This is a genomic window from Serratia sp. TSA_105.2 (assembly GCF_052692115.1).
In genome coordinates this window covers 465,572-482,409 of sequence record NZ_JBQZFT010000004.1, presented here as the reverse complement: position 1 = coordinate 482,409, position 16,838 = coordinate 465,572, and the positions used below count along the sequence as shown (strand labels likewise).

The following is a 16,838-nucleotide window of genomic DNA, read 5'->3' as shown; positions in this document are numbered from 1 at the left end:
TTAAACGCTATGCCAGTTTTCTCCATTGTGGCTTTGATGGCCTACCTGCTCAGCCTTGGACTGATCATTCCCAGTTTGTTGCGGAAGAACAGCGCATACCGTCGGCTTGCCCTCGTCTCGGCGGTGGTGGCGCTGATTTGCCATGCCATCGCGCTGCAGCAGCGCATCTTTGACGTCAGCGCCGGGCAGAATCTCAGCCTGCTGAACATTGGCTCCATCGTCAGCCTGATCATCTGCTCGGTGATGACCTTCGTCGCCTCGCGCGACCGCGGCTGGTTCCTGCTGCCGATCGTCTACAGCTTCGCGATGATCAACCTGGCCTTCGCCAGCTTCATGCCCGGCGAGTTCATCACTCACCTGGAAGCCAGCCCGGAACTGATGGTGCATATCGGCCTGGCGCTGTTCTCTTACGCTACCCTGATCATCGCCGCGCTCTACGCCTTGCAGCTCGCCTGGCTCGACTACCTTCTGAAAAACAAGAAGTTGACCTTTAGCGCCGACATGCCGCCGCTGATGAGCATCGAGCGCAAGATGTTCCATATCACCCAGATCGGCGTGGTGCTGCTGACGCTCACCCTGTGCACCGGCCTGCTGTACATGGACAATCTGTTCAGCAAAGAGAACGTGCATAAAGCCGTGCTGTCGATCATGGCCTGGTTCGTGTATATCGTGCTGCTGTGGGGCCATTACCATGAAGGCTGGCGCGGCCGCCGCGTCGTCTGGTTCAGCTTCGCCGGCGCCTTCCTGCTGACGCTCGCCTACTTCGGCAGCCGTCTGATTCAGCAGGTGATGGTGCGCTAAGCCAGCCCGGCTCAATTCTCCCTCTCTATAAGGAATACTGCATTGGAGCATGTGTCGACGGGGACCCTCATCATTATCCTGGTGATCATGATCGTGGTCTCCGCTTACTTCTCCGCTTCCGAAACCGGCATGATGACGCTCAACCGCTATCGCCTGCGTCACCTGTCCAAACAGGGCAACCGCTCGGCGCGTCGGGTGGAGAAGCTGCTGCAAAAACCGGATCGGCTGATCGGCCTGGTGCTGATCGGCAACAACCTGGTCAACATCCTCGCCTCGGCGCTGGCGACCATCGTCGGCATGCGGCTGTATGGCGATCTCGGCGTGGCGATCGCAACCGGCATACTGACCTTTGCCGTGCTGCTGTTCGCCGAAGTGCTGCCGAAGACCTTCGCCGCGCTCTACCCGGAACGCATCGCCTTCCCCAGCAGCGTCCTGCTGGCGCCGTTGCAAAAGGTGATGTTCCCGCTGGTCTGGTTGCTCAACGGCATCACCAGCCTGACCTTGCGCCTGTTCGGCATCCGCACCAACGTGCGCATCAGCGATGCCGTCAGCAAGGATGAACTGCGCACCATCGTGCGCGAATCCCAATCGCAAATCTCCCGCCGCAATCAGGACATGCTGATCTCGGTGCTGGATCTGGAAAAGGTGACGGTCAACGACATCATGGTGCCGCGCACCGAGATCGTCGGCATCGACGTCAACGACGACTGGAAGTCGATCATGCGCCAGCTGACCCACTCGCCGCACGGCCGCATCGTGCTGTATCGCAGCTCGCTGGACGACGCGATCGGCATGCTGCGCGTGCGCGAAGCCTACCGCCTGATGACCGAGAAAAAAGAATTCAACAAAGAGAACCTGCTGCGCGCCGCCGACGAGATTTACTTCGTGCCGGAAGGCACGCCACTCAACGTGCAGCTGGTGAAGTTCCAGCGCAACAAGGAGAAGGTCGGCATCGTGGTCGACGAGTACGGCGACATTCAGGGCTTGGTCACGGTAGAAGACATTCTCGAAGAGATCGTCGGCGACTTCACCACCTCGATGTCACCGACGCTGGCGGAAGAAGTCACGCCGCAGAGCGATGGCTCGGTCTTGATCGACGGCACCGCCAACGTGCGCGAGCTGAACAAGGCCTTCAACTGGACCCTGCCGGCCAGTGAGGCCCGTACCGTCAACGGCATGCTGCTGGAAGAGCTGGAAGAGATCCCCGAAATCGGCACCCGGGTGCGTATCGGCCATTACGATATCGACATTCTCGACGTGCAGGGCAACATGATCAAACAGGTGCGGGTCACGCCGATCACCTCGCTGCAGTCCAGCGTCGGCCAACACTGACCGCCGGCCTGAACGTAAAAAAGACGCGAAATCGCGTCTTTTTTTATCTCTGCGGGAAACTCGCGGCTAGATATGCAGTTCCTGCAGCTTCTCTTTTGGCAGCGCCAGCTCGTCGTTGTGGTTAACCACCACGTCGTTATCCAGGATGTGCTTGGCGATCTCCTGCGCTTCTTCCAGCGAGTGCATATGGTAAGTGCCGCACTGGTATTCGTTCAGCTCAGGGATTTTGCGCTGATCGGTCACTTTCAGCACGTCGGCCATCGCCGCTTTCCAGGCGTCGGCTACGCGCTGCTCTTCCGGCACGCCGATCAGGCTCATGTAAAAACCGGTACGACAGCCCATCGGTGAGATGTCGATAATCTCCACGCCCTGGCCGTTCAGGTGGTCACGCATAAAGCCGGCGAACAGGTGCTCCAGCGTGTGAATGCCGCGCTCGGGCATCACTTCCAGGTTCGGGCGGCAAAAGCGCAGATCAAACACCGTGATGGTATCGCCATGAGGCGTTTTCATGGTTTTCGCAACGCGGACAGCCGGAGCTGCCATACGGGTATGATCGACGGTAAAGCTATCCAGCAATGGCATTTCGCTACCTCCTCGTAAAAGAGCATTTATTTCGAAACTTTTTTTCCTAACCGGGAAACCTTTTCCAACCCTGCGAGTCTGAGTATGTGAAAGACGCGCATTTGTTATCATCATCCCTGTCATCAGAGATGCATATTTGGCCACATTGATGTGGCCTTTTTCTTTTTCAGCTTCCGCCGTTTTGCTTCAGGAACGCTTCAAAGCTTAGCGTATCATTGGCTTCCATGTCGCGTTGGCGCTGCCACGAGGCTTCCCGCTCTTTATCCAGCTCGGCTTCGTTCAGGATTTCCAACGGCTCTTCCAGCAACGTCTGGCGATACTGCTCCGCCAGCTGCAACCCGACGCGCCCGGTGCCTTCCGCCTTCATCGCCTTCAGAATGCGCGCGGAGAAGGTCAGCTCAGGGTCATCGAACGCGGCGACCAGCTCATCGCACACCTGCTGGTATTGACGGTTACCGGCTTCGCCGTCCAACACTTCCGCCACCCGACGCAGATCGGCGAACAGCGCCTTGCCCACTTTTTCGAGCGGTTCATGGCTGGCGCCACAGCCGATGCCGATGGTCTGACCCGGCTTGCGCCCTTCCAGGATCACCCGGTTCCAGTTCTTGCGCGTGCACAGCAGTTCATCGCTGCTCATCTCCGGCGCATCGGCCAGCGCGCACCACACCAGGAACAGATCCAGGAAACGCGCCTGCACCGCATCCACGCCGATCGGCGAGAACGGGTTGATATCCAGCGAACGCACTTCGATGTATTCGATACCGCCGCGCAGCAGCGCGTCCGACGGCGTCTCGCCGCTTTGGGTCACGCGCTTCGGCCGGATCGGCGCATACAGCTCGTTCTCGATTTGCAGCACGTTGCTGTTCAGCTGCAGGTAGCGATCGCCCTCTTTCACGCCCAGCTTGGCGAACTCTTCGGAAGGCGTAGCGATCGCCCGCTTAAGACCGGCCACATAGCTGTGCAGATCGTTGAAGGTGATGCCCAAATTGCTCTGCGACTTGTTGGTGTAACCCAGGTCGCTCAGACGCAGCGAGGTGGCATACGGCAGGTAGCACATCCCCTGCTCGGTGCGCTCGAACGGCAGATTGGTCTCGCGCCCCTTGAGGAACGAAGAACAAATGGCCGGCGATGCGCCGAACAGATACGGGATCACCCAGCCGAAACGGTAATAGTTGCGGATCAGGCGGAAATACCCCGCCGAGATCTGCTCTTTACCGCTTTCTGCGTCCTGCACGCCGGCCCACGCCTGCCAAAACTCCAGCGGCAGCGAGAAGTTGTAATGCACGCCGGAAATGGTCTGCATCAGCGCGCCGTAGCGATTCTTCAACCCTTCACGGTACAGCGTCTTCATGCGGCCGATGTTCGAGGAACCGAACTGCGCCAGCTCGATATCCTGCTCGGCTTCGATAAAGCACGGCATGCTGAGCGGCCACATGCGCTCATCGCCGATATTGCGCGCCACGTAGCGATGAATATCGCGCAGGAACGTCAGCAGGTGATCGATGTTGTCATCAACCGGCGTAATGAACTCTAACAGCGCTTCGGCGAAATCCGTGGTGATCCAGTGGTGCGTCAATGCCGCGCCCAGCTTTTCCGGATGCCCGGTGGTCGCCAAGGTGCCGTTCGGCGTGACCCGCAGCGTTTCACGCTCGATGCCACGACGAATACCTTTTAATGCCTGGGGATGGGCTTCCAACCAAGAAAGCGCCTGTGATACGTCCGGGATCAAATTGACCTCCCGCTTCTAAAAACAATAACTCGTAAGCATACTGAATCCGCACCCGAGAGAATATTGAGTTATATTCACTTGGTTACTGCCACCAGGCGATGCCCTGTACCGTTATCATAGCCAAAACGATGTAACGCAGCGCCTTTCCGATACACAGAAACAGCGCGACAGAGCCCCAGGGCATGCGCAGCCAACCTGCCAACACGCACAACAAATCGCCCACCACCGGCACCCAGCTGAGCAGCAGCGCAGCCGGGCCGAAGCGTTGCAGCCACCCAAGCGCCGTTGCCAGCCCCCGCTGTGGTTTCAACGCCGGTAACAGGCGCCCGATAATGACATTGGTCAAGCCACCCAGCGTGTTGCCCAGAGTCGCGGCCAGCACCAGCAACTCCGGCGAGACGCGATTCTGAGTCAGCAAGGCGACCAGAACGATTTCTGAATTTCCCGGCAGCAGCGTCGCACTGAGGAAGCTACTGCCAAATAACGATATTACGGCTAGCGTACTACTCACAGCGTACGGACGTCTACCACAGCCATACCGGCACTTTTCGCCGCCTGAATGCCGAAATCGGCGTCTTCAAACACCACGCATTTTTCCGGCGGCACGCCGATCAGTTCGGCACAGCGCAAGAAGGTGTCCGGCTCCGGTTTGTGGCGCTGCACGTCGTCCGCACCGACGATCGCGTCGAAGCAGTTGAACAGGCCGAGATGACGCAGCAGCATTTCCGCCATGCGGTGCTCGCTGCCGGTACCGACCGCCATCGGACGGCGGCCGTGATAGGACTTCACCACCTCGATCAGCGGCAATGGACGCACGCTGTCCAACAGCATCGCTTCCACCGCGCGGGTTTTCTCCGCGGCCAGGTGATGGGGATCGAGATCGGCCTGATGGCTGGCGATAATCGCCTGGGCGATGCGCCAGGTCGGTGAACCGCTCAGCGCCACCATGGCCGCTTCATCAAACGTCATGCCATAACGGGACAGCACTTCACGCCACGCTTTGCGGTGCGTTGGCTCGGTGTCCAGAATCGTGCCGTCCATGTCGAAAATAAGACCCTGATAGCGGTCGTACATCGTTACTCCATGATCGTAGAGGAAAGAAAACTACTTTAGCGTAAAGCCGTTGGGTTGTCGCTGACTGCGTCATAACGGAATGTGCTGTGCCCGATCGGACGCAAAGGAGGACGGGGGAGAGAGAATGGCTAAATGCTGAAAAGCGAAAAACCCGCCGAAGCGGGTTTCTCTTAGATGGTGCATCCAGGAGGATTCGAACCTCCGACCGCTCGGTTCGTAGCCGAGTACTCTATCCAGCTGAGCTATGGATGCATGTCTATTTTTTACTGCTTGCCCGCTTCACTAACGAAGCATGACGGAAAGAATGGTGCATCCAGGAGGATTCGAACCTCCGACCGCTCGGTTCGTAGCCGAGTACTCTATCCAGCTGAGCTATGGATGCACAGGAATTCTTTTTTGATACCGTATGGTACGTTGTTACTACCCCACCATACCGCAAAATATGGTGCATCGAGGAGGATTATTCGGCGCTAGCGCCTCGCCCTACGGGCCATTGCTTAAGCAATGTTATCCTCCTTCGAGCACTTTCTTGCTCGTCACCTGTCTGAAACTCTCGCTTCGCGACACATGAGGAAAATATGGTGCATCCAGGAGGATTCGAACCTCCGACCGCTCGGTTCGTAGCCGAGTACTCTATCCAGCTGAGCTATGGATGCAAATGGCGGTGAGGCGGGGATTCGAACCCCGGATGCAGCTTTTGACCGCATACTCCCTTAGCAGGGGAGCGCCTTCAGCCTCTCGGCCACCTCACCATACGCTTCTTTCGAATTGTGCCTGACTTGCTTTAGAGAAGCTCATCGGCACTGCGTGGCGCACATATTACTTTCTCCGACTTTTAAGTCAAACAATTTTTCCCAACTCATGCGCGTTTGCACAATTCGCACCCAACATGGGCGATTTCACGGCAAAAAGGGCGTTTTATCAACAGGCAACCGCAGCGTTTGTGGCAACAAAGCAGAAAACTAACCGGGAAAATAATCACGAAAAAGAGAGAGGAGAACGAAAGAAGTGGGTAAAACGATGCAGTAGCGTCTCGTCTGGCAACGAGACGCTGCTTCGGAATCAGTAAGTCGTCTGCTGAGACTTCTCTGCCTGAATGCGCTGATAGATTTCTTCACGGTGAACCGAAACCTCTTTGGGGGCATTCACACCAATACGCACCTGGTTGCCTTTTACCCCTAGCACAGTGACCGTAACCTCATCGCCAATCATGAGGGTTTCACCAACTCGACGAGTCAGAATTAACATTCTTTGCTCCTTGAAAGATTAAAAGAGTCGGGTCTCTCAGTTTCCCCGTCATTATCCATCATATGTGGTGAAAACGTAAGCCGCGCAACCCACAATAAGTGTAAGCAGACTTGGTCCCACCTCAGATAATGGTAAGTTTAGCCGACCTGAAAAACTTTGTTCCCGCAATTGTAACTAAATTGTGTTAGCACAGTATGAAAACGCCATAATCAACAAAGTATTATGGCGTTTGTGCGTGCTATTTATTTATGTTCACAGCTTCGAGGCCACCCAGGCTTCTACGCTGTTTAACGCCGCTGGCAGGGCGTTGATATCCGTCCCCCCCGCCATCGCCATATCCGGGCGACCACCGCCCTTACCGCCTACCTGCTGCGCCACGTTGCCGATCAACTCGCCGGCTTTCACGCGGTCAGTCAGATCCTTGGTCACGCCTGCAACCAGGCTGACTTTGTCATCAGCCGTCGTTGCCAACACGATGATGGCCGAACCCAATTGATTTTTCAGGTCATCCACCATGGTGCGCAGCATTTTGGCTTCGACATTGTCCAACTGGCTGACCAACAGCTTCACGCCGTTAACCACTTTTGCCTGGCTGGACAACGACGCACTTTCCTGCGCCGCCTGCTGATCTTTCAGCTGCTGCAGCTCTTTTTCCAGCGCGCGGGTGCGATCGAGCACCGAGCGCACTTTATCGGTCAGGGTGTTGCTGTCGCCCTTAACCAGCTGCGCAACGTCTTGCAACAAATCGCTTTGCTGGTGCAGCGTGGCAATAGCACCTGCGCCGGTCACCGCTTCAATACGACGAATGCCCGCCGCGGTGCCCGACTCGCTCAGAATACGGAACAGGCCAATATCGCCGGTGCGGCTGGCATGAGTACCGCCACACAGTTCGGTGGAGAAGTCGCCCATGGTCAGTACGCGCACGTTATCATCGTACTTCTCGCCGAACAGCGCCATCGCGCCCTTCTCTTTGGCATCTTCCAACGCCATCAGCTCGGTCTGTACCGGCAGGTTACGACGCACCTGCTGGTTCACCAGATCTTCCACCGCGCGGATTTGCTCCGGCTTCATCGCTTCGAAGTGCGAGAAGTCGAAACGCAGGTATTTGTCGTTAACCAGCGAGCCTTTCTGCGCGACGTGGTCGCCCAGCGTTTGACGCAGCGCAGCGTGCAGCAGGTGAGTCGCGGAGTGGTTCAGACGGATGCTGTTGCGGCGCTCAGCGTCGATCTGCGCATCCACGCGATCGTTCAGCTTCAGCGAGCCCTGCGCCAGTTTGCCCTGGTGGCCGATTGCCTGGCCGTATTTCTGGGTGTCGTTGACCACAAACTCTACGCCGGCGGCTTTCAGCACGCCTTTATCGCCGACCTGGCCGCCGGATTCGCCGTAGAACGGCGTCTCATCCAGCACCACCACCGCCTCTTCGCCGGCGTTGATCCGATCGACCGGCTGGCCGTCGCGGAACAGCGCGATGACAGTTGCCTGCTGCTCGTCGTGATCGTAACCGCTGAACTGGCTGCTGCCGTCCACGCGGATCAGGCTGTTGTAGTCGGCGCCGAAGCCGCTGGATTCGCGTGCGCGACGGCGCTGTGCTTCCATCGCCTCTTCAAAGCCCGCTTCATCGGCTTTCAGACCGCGTTCGCGGCAGACGTCAGCGGTCAGATCGACCGGGAAGCCGTAGGTATCGTACAGACGGAAAGCGGTTTCGCCGTCCAGGGTATCGCCCTGCAGCTTGGCCAACTCTTCGTCCAACAGCGCCAGACCACGCTCCAGCGTGCGGGCAAACTGCTCTTCTTCGGTTTTCAGCACCTGCTCCACCAGCGACTGCTGGCGTTTCAGTTCGTCGGCCGCCGGGCCCATCACGTCGATCAGTGGCGCCACCAGCTTGTAGAAGAAGGTCTCTTTCGCGCCCAGCATGTTGCCATGGCGGATCGCACGGCGAATGATGCGGCGCAGCACGTAGCCGCGGTTTTCGTTAGACGGGATCACGCCGTCCGATACCAGGAAGGCGCAGGAACGGATGTGGTCGGCGATAACGCGCAGAGATTTGTTGTCCAGATCGGTCGCGCCGGTCACTTTCGCCACGGCGGCGATCAGGGTACGGAACAGGTCGATTTCATAGTTGGAGTTCACATGCTGCAACACCGCCGCGATGCGCTCCAGGCCCATACCGGTATCCACCGAAGGTTTCGGCAACGGCAGCATGGTGCCGTCGGACTGGCGGTTGAACTGCATGAAAACGATGTTCCAGATCTCGATGTAGCGGTCGCCGTCTTCTTCCGGGCTGCCTGGAGGGCCGCCCCAGATGTGATCGCCGTGATCGTAGAAAATCTCGGTGCACGGGCCGCATGGGCCAGTGTCGCCCATCTGCCAGAAGTTGTCGGAAGCGAAAGGCGCGCCCTTGTTGTCGCCGATACGGATAATGCGCTCGGCCGGTACGCCGATTTGCTTCTGCCAGATGTCGAACGCTTCGTCATCGGTTTCATACACGGTGACCCACAGTCTCTCTTTCGGCAGGTTGAACCAGTTTTCACCGGTCAGCAGTTCCCACGCGTAGCTGATCGCGTCGTGCTTGAAGTAATCGCCGAAGCTGAAGTTGCCCAGCATTTCAAAGAAGGTATGGTGACGCGCGGTATAACCGACGTTTTCCAGGTCGTTATGCTTGCCGCCTGCGCGCACACAGCGCTGCGAGGTGGTGGCGCGGGAATAGGCGCGTTTGTCCAGCCCCAGGAAAACATCCTTAAATTGGTTCATGCCGGCATTGGTAAACAGCAATGTCGGATCATTGTTAGGCACCAGGGAGCTGCTTGCTACAACCTGATGACCCTTACTATGAAAGAAATCGAGAAACGCTTGACGGATCTCAGCGGTGCTCTTGCTCATAATTTTCCTGGAAAGGCTAGAATAACGACACGTGAGCCGGTGACGCGTCATCCCGACGATGACAACCAGCTCACGAACAAAAAGTGGGGATAAGATAAATTTTCTTCAGAGGGAAGTAAAACCCCGTGTGCGCTCATTGCGCAAAATCACGGTAAATTGACTGAATTTCTTCCTGGAAGAAGCCGCGATAGAGCAGATAACGCTGCACTTTGGCTTTCTCTTTCCAGTCGGTTGGCAACGCATCGCCAAATTTTCGCTGCGCCACCTGTTTTGCCTGTTCGCACCAATCGATATCGCATTCCGCCAGCGCATCCTGCACCAGCGCTTTGTCGACGCCCTTTTGCATCAGTTCGCTGCGGATGCGCTGCGCGCCGTAACCTTTGCGGCTGCGACTGCCGATGTAGCTGTGAGCGAAACGCTTATCGTCTAGCCAATTATGCTGGTAACAGTAGGCAATAACCTGCTCGATCAGCGCAGGATCCACCGGCTCTTCAGCCACCGGCGGTGATGCCGGCGCATGTGGCCCCTTGCCGCCAAAACGGGCTTTCGCCACAAACGGCTGCGCCGCAAGTTTGCGGCGCAGTTCAGCTTCACTATGATCGCGTTGCGACAGCAGGCGCATGGCGCGGCTTAGCAAGTCATTCATCATTCAAGCCTGAATTTATGGGATATGCGCCACACGAACGGCGGCGCATATCTTCAGCGATTAGAACTGCTCGCTGGTTTCCGCTTCGTCGTCTTCGAAGTCGTCACCGGAAGCGGCCACCAGTTCACCGCCGCTGTGCAGCAGCAGGTCACGCAGCTTCTTATCCAGCTCAGCGGCGATAGCCGGGTTTTCTTTCAGGAAGTTACAGGCATTCGCCTTGCCCTGACCGATCTTCTCGCCGTTATAGCTGTACCAGGCGCCGGCTTTTTCGATCATCTTGTGCTTCACGCCCAGATCGACCAGCTCGCCACGGCTGTTGATGCCTTCGCCGTACATGATTTGGAACTCAGCCTGCTTGAACGGCGCAGCGATTTTGTTCTTCACCACTTTCACGCGGGTTTCGCTGCCCACCACTTCGTCGCCCTCTTTGATGGCGCCGATGCGGCGGATATCCAGACGCACCGAAGCGTAGAACTTCAGGGCGTTACCGCCGGTCGTGGTTTCCGGGTTGCCGAACATCACACCAATTTTCATACGGATCTGGTTGATGAAGATCAGCAGGGTATTGGCGTTTTTCAGGTTGCCGGCCAGCTTACGCATCGCCTGGCTCATCATGCGTGCCGCCAGGCCCATGTGTGAATCGCCGATTTCACCTTCGATTTCCGCCTTCGGCGTCAGCGCCGCCACGGAGTCGACGATGATGACGTCAACCGCGCCGGAGCGGGTCAGCGCATCACAGATTTCCAGCGCCTGCTCGCCGGTGTCCGGCTGGGAGCACAGCAGGTTGTCGATATCGACGCCCAGCTTTTTCGCATAAATAGGATCCAGCGCGTGCTCGGCATCGATGAACGCACAGGTTTTGCCTTCGCGCTGCGCAGCGGCGATGACCTGCAGCGTCAGGGTGGTTTTACCGGAGGATTCCGGGCCGTAGATTTCAACGATGCGGCCCATCGGCAGGCCGCCGGCGCCCAGAGCGATATCGAGTGACAGTGAGCCGGTGGAGATCGTTTCCACGTCCATGGAACGGTCTTCACCCAGGCGCATGATGGAGCCTTTGCCGAACTGTTTCTCAATCTGGCCCAGTGCCGCAGCTAACGCCTTTTGCTTGTTCTCATCAATAGCCATTTTTGCTCCTTCGTTTCGCAATGCCGGTGTTACCCCACACTGCCACTGAATGTATGTTGTGCAGGAAATGTCACTAATTATACTGTATGGTCATACAGTATCAAGCCTAATTTACAAAAATTCGTCGATGGCGGTTTGCAGCGCGAAAATCGTCGCCTGCAGCCGCACCGCGTCGCGGTCGCCCTCGAATTGCATCATGCGCGACAGCCCCCGGCCATCGCTGCCGGCGAAGCCGAACCACACGGTACCGACCGGCTTTTCCGCGCTTCCGCCGTCCGGGCCGGCGATGCCGCTCACCGACAGCGCCAGATCGGCCTGCGCCGCCCGCAGCGCCCCTATCGCCATCTCGCGCACCACCTCTTCGCTGACCGCGCCGTGCACCGCCAACGTGGCTTCGCGCACCCCTAGCAGGTCATGCTTCGCCGCATTGCTGTAGGTGACGAAACCGCGATCGAAATAGGCGGAGCTGCCGGCGATATCGGTAATGGCCTTGGCAATACCGCCGCCGGTGCAGGATTCCGCACAGGTGATCCAGCGGCCCTGTGCCTTCAGTTTTTCCCCCACCAGCACGCTGAGCCGACGCAGTTGGTTTTCACTCATAACCTCTCCCTCGCGAATTCAGGTATATGCGCCCGATAGTAGCATTTATCAAGGCGATGCGGCGGCCGACGCGTGGAAATGCGCAGCGCCTCGCAGGAGGTGCGGTTTTAAGCGCCCAGCCAAGCTGCTAGTATCAAAAGAAGCGCCCCAGCGAGCGGCGGCGCACCAGCACAAGGAACATCACGGAGGCGGCACGCTGCGGCGGCGGCCTCAGGGCGCACCAGAAGAGATTAGGATGATAGCGTGAAAAAAACGTTGGGCGTATTCTTGCCGTTGTACACCACCACCCTGCTGCTGCTGTTGGGCTCGGGCCTGCTCACCACCTACGTCTCGCTGCGACTGGCCTCCATCCACGTCAGCAGCGCGCTGATCGGCGCCATCATCGCCGCCAACTACATCGGGTTGGTGATCGGTGGCAAGGTCGGCCACTTTCTCATCGCCCGCGTCGGGCATATCCGCGCCTACGTGGCCTGCGCCGGCATCATTACCGCTGCGGTGCTGGGGCACGGCCTAACGGAGTTCATTCCCGCCTGGGTCGCCCTGCGCCTGGTGATCGGGCTGTGCATGATGTGTCAGTACATGGTGCTGGAAAGCTGGCTGAACGACCAGGCGGAATCCAACCAGCGCGGCATGGTGTTCGGCTTCTATATGGCAGCGACCTATCTCGGCATGTCGCTGGGCCAGATCGTGCTGATGCTGCAAAGCAACCTGGGCATCACCACGCTGCTGGTGATCGCGCTGTGCTTCGCGCTCTGTCTGGTGCCCATCGCCCTCACCACCCGCACCAATGCACGCCACATGTCGCCGGCGCCGATGGAGCTGCGCTACTTTGTCGGCGCCATTCCCAAGGTGCTGGCCACCACGTTGGTGATCGGCATGGTGGTGGGCTCGTTTTACGGGCTGGCGCCGGTCTATGCCAGCCTGCAGTCCTTAACCACTCAACAAACCGGCCTGTTCATGGCGCTGGCCATCTTCGCCGGACTGGTGGCGCAGTTCCCACTCAGCTGGCTGTCGGATCGCTATAGCCGCCCGTTGCTGATGCGACTCAACGCTATTTTGCTGATCGTGGCGGCGCTGCCGCTGGCGCTGCTGCCGCACATCGATTTCCCGCTGCTGCTGGCGGTGGGCTTTGTCGTCAGCATGCTGCAGTTTACGCTCTACCCGTTGGTAGTGGCGCTGGCCAACGATCTGATTGAGCCGGAGCGCCGCGTCTCACTGGCCGCCTGTCTGCTGATGGCGTTCGGCGTCGGCGCCAGCATCGGGCCCTTGGCGGTCGGCGCGCTGATCGAGCCGCTTGGCGGTAATATCCTGTACGCCTTCTTCGCCCTGTGCGGCGTGCTGCTGGCGGCCCTCAGCCGCACGGCGAAAGCGGAGGAACCTCAGCTGGCGCAGGACGCACCGGTGCCGCATATTCCGCTGCCGGACAGCCTCGCCAGTTCGCCGCTGTCGCCGGCGCTCAATCCGACCTTCGATGAGCAGATCATTCACGACACCATGCCGCCGCCGGAAGCGGCGCCCGATGTCGACGAGCCGCAGCCCGAGGAACAGGAGATGGAGCCCCTGCCTCAGGGGGCCGATCCGCAAGAGGATACCGGCCTGAAAAAGGCGCACGCCATGCTGTAAACGGCGGCGCTACAGATCCTGGAAGGAGCCCAGCATAAAACCGCGTTCGGCGATCGCCGCTTTCAGCGTCGGCGCGGTCAACACATCCAGCTCGACGAGGCGCGGATGACAGTATTTGCTCTGCAGGATCGTCGCGTCGAGGAACGCCGGGTGGCACATCATTTCCAATGACTCGGCGCCCTGCTCGTCGGCGCGCGTCAACCGCTGCAGGAACAAGGCTTCGGAAATCATTTCACCGTAGAATCCCGCGTCAAACGCGTCGGTGCTGCAGGGCGTCTGCAACGCAATATCGCACCGTTTCGCCTCTTCGCGATCGAGACGCAGCGGCAGACCCTGTGCCTGCGCAAACGCCTCCACCAGCGGGTAAATCTGCGGCTGCATATGCACATGGTGGTGGCTGTCGATATGCGTCGGCGGCCTGCCGAACAGCGTCACAAACCGCGCGAACTGGCGCTGCAGTTCCTCCTGAACCTCGTCCAGCTGCAGCTCGCCGGCCTCGGCGCGGCACCACAGCCATTTACCCAGTTCGCCATGCTCGTTGACCAGCGAAGGCATGGCGCCCAGCGGCCTGCCATGGGTCAAAACGAAATGCAGCCCGATCGGCAGCCCCGGATATTGCCGGCTGAGCGCCGCCGCGTGCTGGGCGCCGCCGCCGTTCACCATCGCCGTGGTAGAAGAAACCACGCCATGCTGATACGCCTCGATGACGCCGTAGTTTTGCCCCTTGCTCAGGCCGAAGTCATCGGCATTCACGATCAGTAGTTTTTCCATAATGGCTCCCGCGAGATGGATTTTTGGCAAGGGAAGCCCGACCGACCGACGCGGCATTCCCCTTCGCTAAGGTAAAAATCGAATGATTAACCGGCCGGCGGCCTGAAGCTCATCGGCATATCTGCGTTGATACTGATCGGGAGCGGCCCTAAAGAGGGCCGTAGCACTTTTTTCGGTAGTTGCCTGGGGTCACGTCGGTGAGCCGCTTGAAGTTCTTAATGAACAGGCTGACATCGCCATAGCCGGAATCAAAGGCGATATCGGAAACCGAAGAGTTGGTGACCTCCAGCTGCGTCTTGGCGAAATTGATGCGGATCTCATTGATTACCTGCATCGGCGTCTTATGGTAGTAACGCCGCATCGCCCGGGTCAGATACTCCTGGGTCTTCCCCGACAGCGCCACCATGTTCGCCAACGCCCTTTCGCCGAACATCGCCTTGTCATGCATGCCGGCCAGGGTGTTCTTCAGCCACTGCGGGATATCATCGCCGCCGTCGTTTTCTTCCTTATAGTGACGAATGCGGCTGATCACATAGAAAGTCAGCGTTTCGAGAAATTCGGCGAAATCATCCTCGCGAAACTGCGGCGAACTCACCACCGATTCGATATAGGCCAAAAACTCGCTCCTCAGGCTGTAGGCCTGCGAGGCGACGAAACAGCGCGGCAGCTGCTGCAAATAGTGCTCTTCAAAGAACGCTTTGCTGACCGCCACGTTGAAGATTTTCGTCGCGCCGAACTCGTAAAAGCTCTGGTGGTAGGAGCCGATAGGGATAAAGACGAAATCCCCGCGTTCCAGCAGCACCCGCTTGCCGTTGATCTCCTGGTAGCACTTGCCGCTCAGTACGATGGTGAACTCGTAATAGTCGTGCTGATGCAGCCCGGTGGCGCTTTCCACCTTGTTGTAGATAAACAGGTGAAAATCTTTGCAGTTAAAAAAATCCTGCTCGCGAATCAGCTTCACGTCGTTCGCACTCAGCGAAATTCGGTTGTCGGACACGGCGCCGGCCTCCCGTTAGTCAAATCCGTTGCGTCTGGCCGCCTCGGCAAACCAGTAGCCGCTTTTCTTGATGGTGCGGCGCTGATCCGCCCGATCCAGCCGCACCAGCCCATAACGATTCTTGTAGGCGTTCAGCCAGGACCAGCAGTCGATAAAGGTCCACAGATGATAGCCTTTGCACTGCGAGCCTTCCGCCAGCGCGCGGTGCAGCCATTTCAGGTGCTCGCGAATAAAGTCGATGCGGTAATCGTCCTCCACCCGCCCATCAACGCCGATAAACGCCTCTTCGCCTTCAACGCCCATGCCGTTTTCCGAAATATAACAAGGCAGATTGCCGTAGTTCTCTTTCAGATCCATCAGGATGTCGTACAGCCCCTTTTCGTAGATCTCCCAGCCGCGGTGCGGATTGATTTTGCGGCCCGGCATTGCATAGTAACTGAACAAATCCTCCGGCGATGCGATCGGCCCCTCGGCACGGCGCCCCTCTTTCGCCTGCACCCTGCGCGGTTGGTAATAGTTGACGCCGAGGATGTCCACCACGCCGTCTTCAATCAGCTGCGCATCCTGCGGCTCGCAGTGGGGCATCAGCCCATGCCGCTCCAGCAGCTGCAGCAACGCCGCCGGATAACGCCCTTTGGCGACCGGATCGAGGAAACTGCGGTTGAGCAGCAGATCGGCATCGTGCGCGGCCTGCCGATCCTCCAGCGCATCGGAACGCGGATAGGTCGGACTCAGGTTCAAAATAATGCCGATATTCCCCGGCAGCTCCCGCGCTCTGAAACGCTGCACCGCCATGGCATGCGCCAGTACGCTGTGATACGCCACGGTGACCGCCCGTTTGAAGTCCACTACACAAGGGTAGTGCAGGTCATTCAGGTAGCCGGCCTCCACCGGCACGATCGGCTCGTTGAAGGTGAACCAGTGGGTGACCCGATCGCCAAACAGACCGAAACAGATATCGGCGTAACGCGCATAGGCTTCGACCACCGCCCGGCTTTCCCAGCCGCCGCGCTGCTGCATGCACAGCGGCATATCGAAGTGGCAGAGATTGATAAACGGGGTGATGCCCTGCACCAGCAGCTCGTCGATCATCGCGTTATAGAAAGCCACCGCCTGCGGGTTCACTTCGCCGTCGCCGTCCGGGATCAGCCGCGACCACGAGATCGACGTTCTAAAGGTATTGTGGCCCAGCGTTTTGAGCAGCCCGATATCGGTACGGAAATGGTCGTAAAAGGTTGAGGCCTCGCCCGGCCCCACCCGATCGTGAAAGCGCTCGGGCGCGATCTCGAACCAATAGTCGAAGATGTTGCGGCTCTTGCCGTCCCGTGCGGCCGCCCCTTCAGACTGCGGCGCGGAGGTGGCGCTGCCCCACCAGAACCCGTCGGCAAATTGATATTCCATACTCGCGTCCCTCGCGGGGCGGCCACGCC

The 16,838-nt window shown here is 58.6% G+C and carries 15 protein-coding genes and 4 tRNA genes; 3 read left to right on the top strand and 16 right to left on the bottom strand.

All coding sequences use genetic code 11. The features are described from left to right. The first annotated feature begins 9 nt into the window (after positions 1 to 9). Positions 10 to 801 carry a cytochrome C assembly family protein gene (locus tag ACUTSC_RS16430; RefSeq protein WP_004932506.1) on the top strand — a complete coding sequence of 264 codons (792 nt, stop codon included), beginning with the start codon at positions 10 to 12 and terminating at the stop codon, positions 799 to 801. A 42-nt stretch (positions 802 to 843) separates the two neighbouring features. Further along, positions 844 to 2,133, top strand: coding sequence for a CNNM domain-containing protein (locus tag ACUTSC_RS16425; RefSeq protein ID WP_197766944.1), 1,290 nt, complete (start codon positions 844 to 846; stop codon positions 2,131 to 2,133). 66 nt (positions 2,134 to 2,199) lie between these two features. Here the strand turns inward: ACUTSC_RS16425 and luxS are convergent, their stop codons facing one another. The 13 genes from luxS to pncC all read right to left on the bottom strand — a co-directional run bounded on the left by luxS (position 2,200) and on the right by pncC (position 12,017). Beyond that, positions 2,200 to 2,715 (bottom strand): S-ribosylhomocysteine lyase, encoded by a 516-nt coding sequence (luxS, locus tag ACUTSC_RS16420; RefSeq protein WP_019455133.1) that lies wholly within the window; start codon positions 2,713 to 2,715, stop codon positions 2,200 to 2,202. A 166-nt stretch (positions 2,716 to 2,881) separates the two neighbouring features. Next, complete coding sequence (gene gshA / locus ACUTSC_RS16415; protein ID WP_197766945.1) at positions 2,882 to 4,444, bottom strand: glutamate--cysteine ligase; 1,563 nt, start codon at positions 4,442 to 4,444, stop codon at positions 2,882 to 2,884. Positions 4,445 to 4,526: 82 nt separating this feature from the next. Next, complete coding sequence (locus ACUTSC_RS16410) at positions 4,527 to 4,955, bottom strand: VTT domain-containing protein (RefSeq protein WP_197766946.1); 429 nt, start codon at positions 4,953 to 4,955, stop codon at positions 4,527 to 4,529. Further along, the gene (gene yqaB, locus ACUTSC_RS16405; protein WP_033637176.1) at positions 4,952 to 5,518 is read right to left on the bottom strand and encodes a fructose-1-phosphate/6-phosphogluconate phosphatase; all 567 of its coding nucleotides are present in this window, start codon (positions 5,516 to 5,518) and stop codon (positions 4,952 to 4,954) included. Before yqaB ends, ACUTSC_RS16410 begins: the two co-directional genes overlap by 4 nt. Positions 5,519 to 5,693: 175 nt before the next feature. Further along, positions 5,694 to 5,770 (bottom strand) — tRNA-Arg (locus ACUTSC_RS16400). A gap of 53 nt (positions 5,771 to 5,823) precedes the next feature. Further along, positions 5,824 to 5,900: transfer RNA gene (locus ACUTSC_RS16395), tRNA-Arg, on the bottom strand. Between the two features lie 197 nt (positions 5,901 to 6,097). Continuing rightward, positions 6,098 to 6,174 (bottom strand) — tRNA-Arg (locus ACUTSC_RS16390). 3 nt (positions 6,175 to 6,177) lie between these two features. Then, positions 6,178 to 6,270 (bottom strand) — tRNA-Ser (locus tag ACUTSC_RS16385). A gap of 310 nt (positions 6,271 to 6,580) precedes the next feature. Beyond that, positions 6,581 to 6,766 (bottom strand): carbon storage regulator CsrA, encoded by a 186-nt coding sequence (gene csrA, locus ACUTSC_RS16380; protein ID WP_004091602.1) that lies wholly within the window; start codon positions 6,764 to 6,766, stop codon positions 6,581 to 6,583. A gap of 252 nt (positions 6,767 to 7,018) precedes the next feature. Next, positions 7,019 to 9,646, bottom strand: a complete 2,628-nt coding sequence (gene alaS, locus ACUTSC_RS16375) for an alanine--tRNA ligase (RefSeq protein ID WP_445653459.1) — start codon at positions 9,644 to 9,646, stop codon at positions 7,019 to 7,021. A gap of 133 nt (positions 9,647 to 9,779) precedes the next feature. After that, complete coding sequence (gene recX / locus ACUTSC_RS16370) at positions 9,780 to 10,292, bottom strand: recombination regulator RecX (RefSeq protein WP_043135802.1); 513 nt, start codon at positions 10,290 to 10,292, stop codon at positions 9,780 to 9,782. A 60-nt stretch (positions 10,293 to 10,352) separates the two neighbouring features. Further along, complete coding sequence (gene recA / locus ACUTSC_RS16365) at positions 10,353 to 11,417, bottom strand: recombinase RecA (protein WP_004932541.1); 1,065 nt, start codon at positions 11,415 to 11,417, stop codon at positions 10,353 to 10,355. 111 nt (positions 11,418 to 11,528) lie between these two features. After that, positions 11,529 to 12,017: a nicotinamide-nucleotide amidase gene (pncC, locus tag ACUTSC_RS16360; RefSeq protein ID WP_445653458.1), complete on the bottom strand. Its 489-nt coding sequence runs from the start codon at positions 12,015 to 12,017 to the stop codon at positions 11,529 to 11,531. 243 nt (positions 12,018 to 12,260) lie between these two features. Here pncC and ACUTSC_RS16355 point away from each other — a divergent pair, with 243 nt between their 5' ends. Next, positions 12,261 to 13,640: an MFS transporter gene (locus tag ACUTSC_RS16355; protein ID WP_197783742.1), complete on the top strand. Its 1,380-nt coding sequence runs from the start codon at positions 12,261 to 12,263 to the stop codon at positions 13,638 to 13,640. A 9-nt stretch (positions 13,641 to 13,649) separates the two neighbouring features. Here ACUTSC_RS16355 and chbG read toward each other — a convergent pair whose 3' ends face one another. From chbG to ACUTSC_RS16340, 3 genes are all read right to left on the bottom strand, one after another. Further along, positions 13,650 to 14,411 (bottom strand): chitin disaccharide deacetylase, encoded by a 762-nt coding sequence (gene chbG / locus ACUTSC_RS16350; protein WP_213873706.1) that lies wholly within the window; start codon positions 14,409 to 14,411, stop codon positions 13,650 to 13,652. A gap of 148 nt (positions 14,412 to 14,559) precedes the next feature. Then, entirely contained in the window at positions 14,560 to 15,408 is an 849-nt protein-coding gene (gene chbR / locus ACUTSC_RS16345; protein WP_060425318.1) for a transcriptional regulator ChbR, read from the bottom strand. A 15-nt stretch (positions 15,409 to 15,423) separates the two neighbouring features. After that, positions 15,424 to 16,809 carry a glycoside hydrolase family 1 protein gene (locus ACUTSC_RS16340; protein ID WP_445653457.1) on the bottom strand — a complete coding sequence of 462 codons (1,386 nt, stop codon included), beginning with the start codon at positions 16,807 to 16,809 and terminating at the stop codon, positions 15,424 to 15,426. Positions 16,810 to 16,838: the final 29 nt, after the last annotated feature.

Coding starts and splice junctions, on each gene's coding strand:
- ACUTSC_RS16430 (WP_004932506.1), top strand. CDS start 10: ATGCCAGTTTTCTCCATTGTGGCTTTGATGGCCTACCTGCTCAGCCTT.
- luxS (WP_019455133.1), bottom strand. CDS start 2,715: ATGCCATTGCTGGATAGCTTTACCGTCGATCATACCCGTATGGCAGCT.
- yqaB (WP_033637176.1), bottom strand. CDS start 5,518: ATGTACGACCGCTATCAGGGTCTTATTTTCGACATGGACGGCACGATT.
- csrA (WP_004091602.1), bottom strand. CDS start 6,766: ATGTTAATTCTGACTCGTCGAGTTGGTGAAACCCTCATGATTGGCGAT.
- alaS (WP_445653459.1), bottom strand. CDS start 9,646: ATGAGCAAGAGCACCGCTGAGATCCGTCAAGCGTTTCTCGATTTCTTT.
- recX (WP_043135802.1), bottom strand. CDS start 10,292: ATGAATGACTTGCTAAGCCGCGCCATGCGCCTGCTGTCGCAACGCGAT.
- recA (WP_004932541.1), bottom strand. CDS start 11,417: ATGGCTATTGATGAGAACAAGCAAAAGGCGTTAGCTGCGGCACTGGGC.
- pncC (WP_445653458.1), bottom strand. CDS start 12,017: ATGAGTGAAAACCAACTGCGTCGGCTCAGCGTGCTGGTGGGGGAAAAA.
- chbG (WP_213873706.1), bottom strand. CDS start 14,411: ATGGAAAAACTACTGATCGTGAATGCCGATGACTTCGGCCTGAGCAAG.
- ACUTSC_RS16340 (WP_445653457.1), bottom strand. CDS start 16,809: ATGGAATATCAATTTGCCGACGGGTTCTGGTGGGGCAGCGCCACCTCC.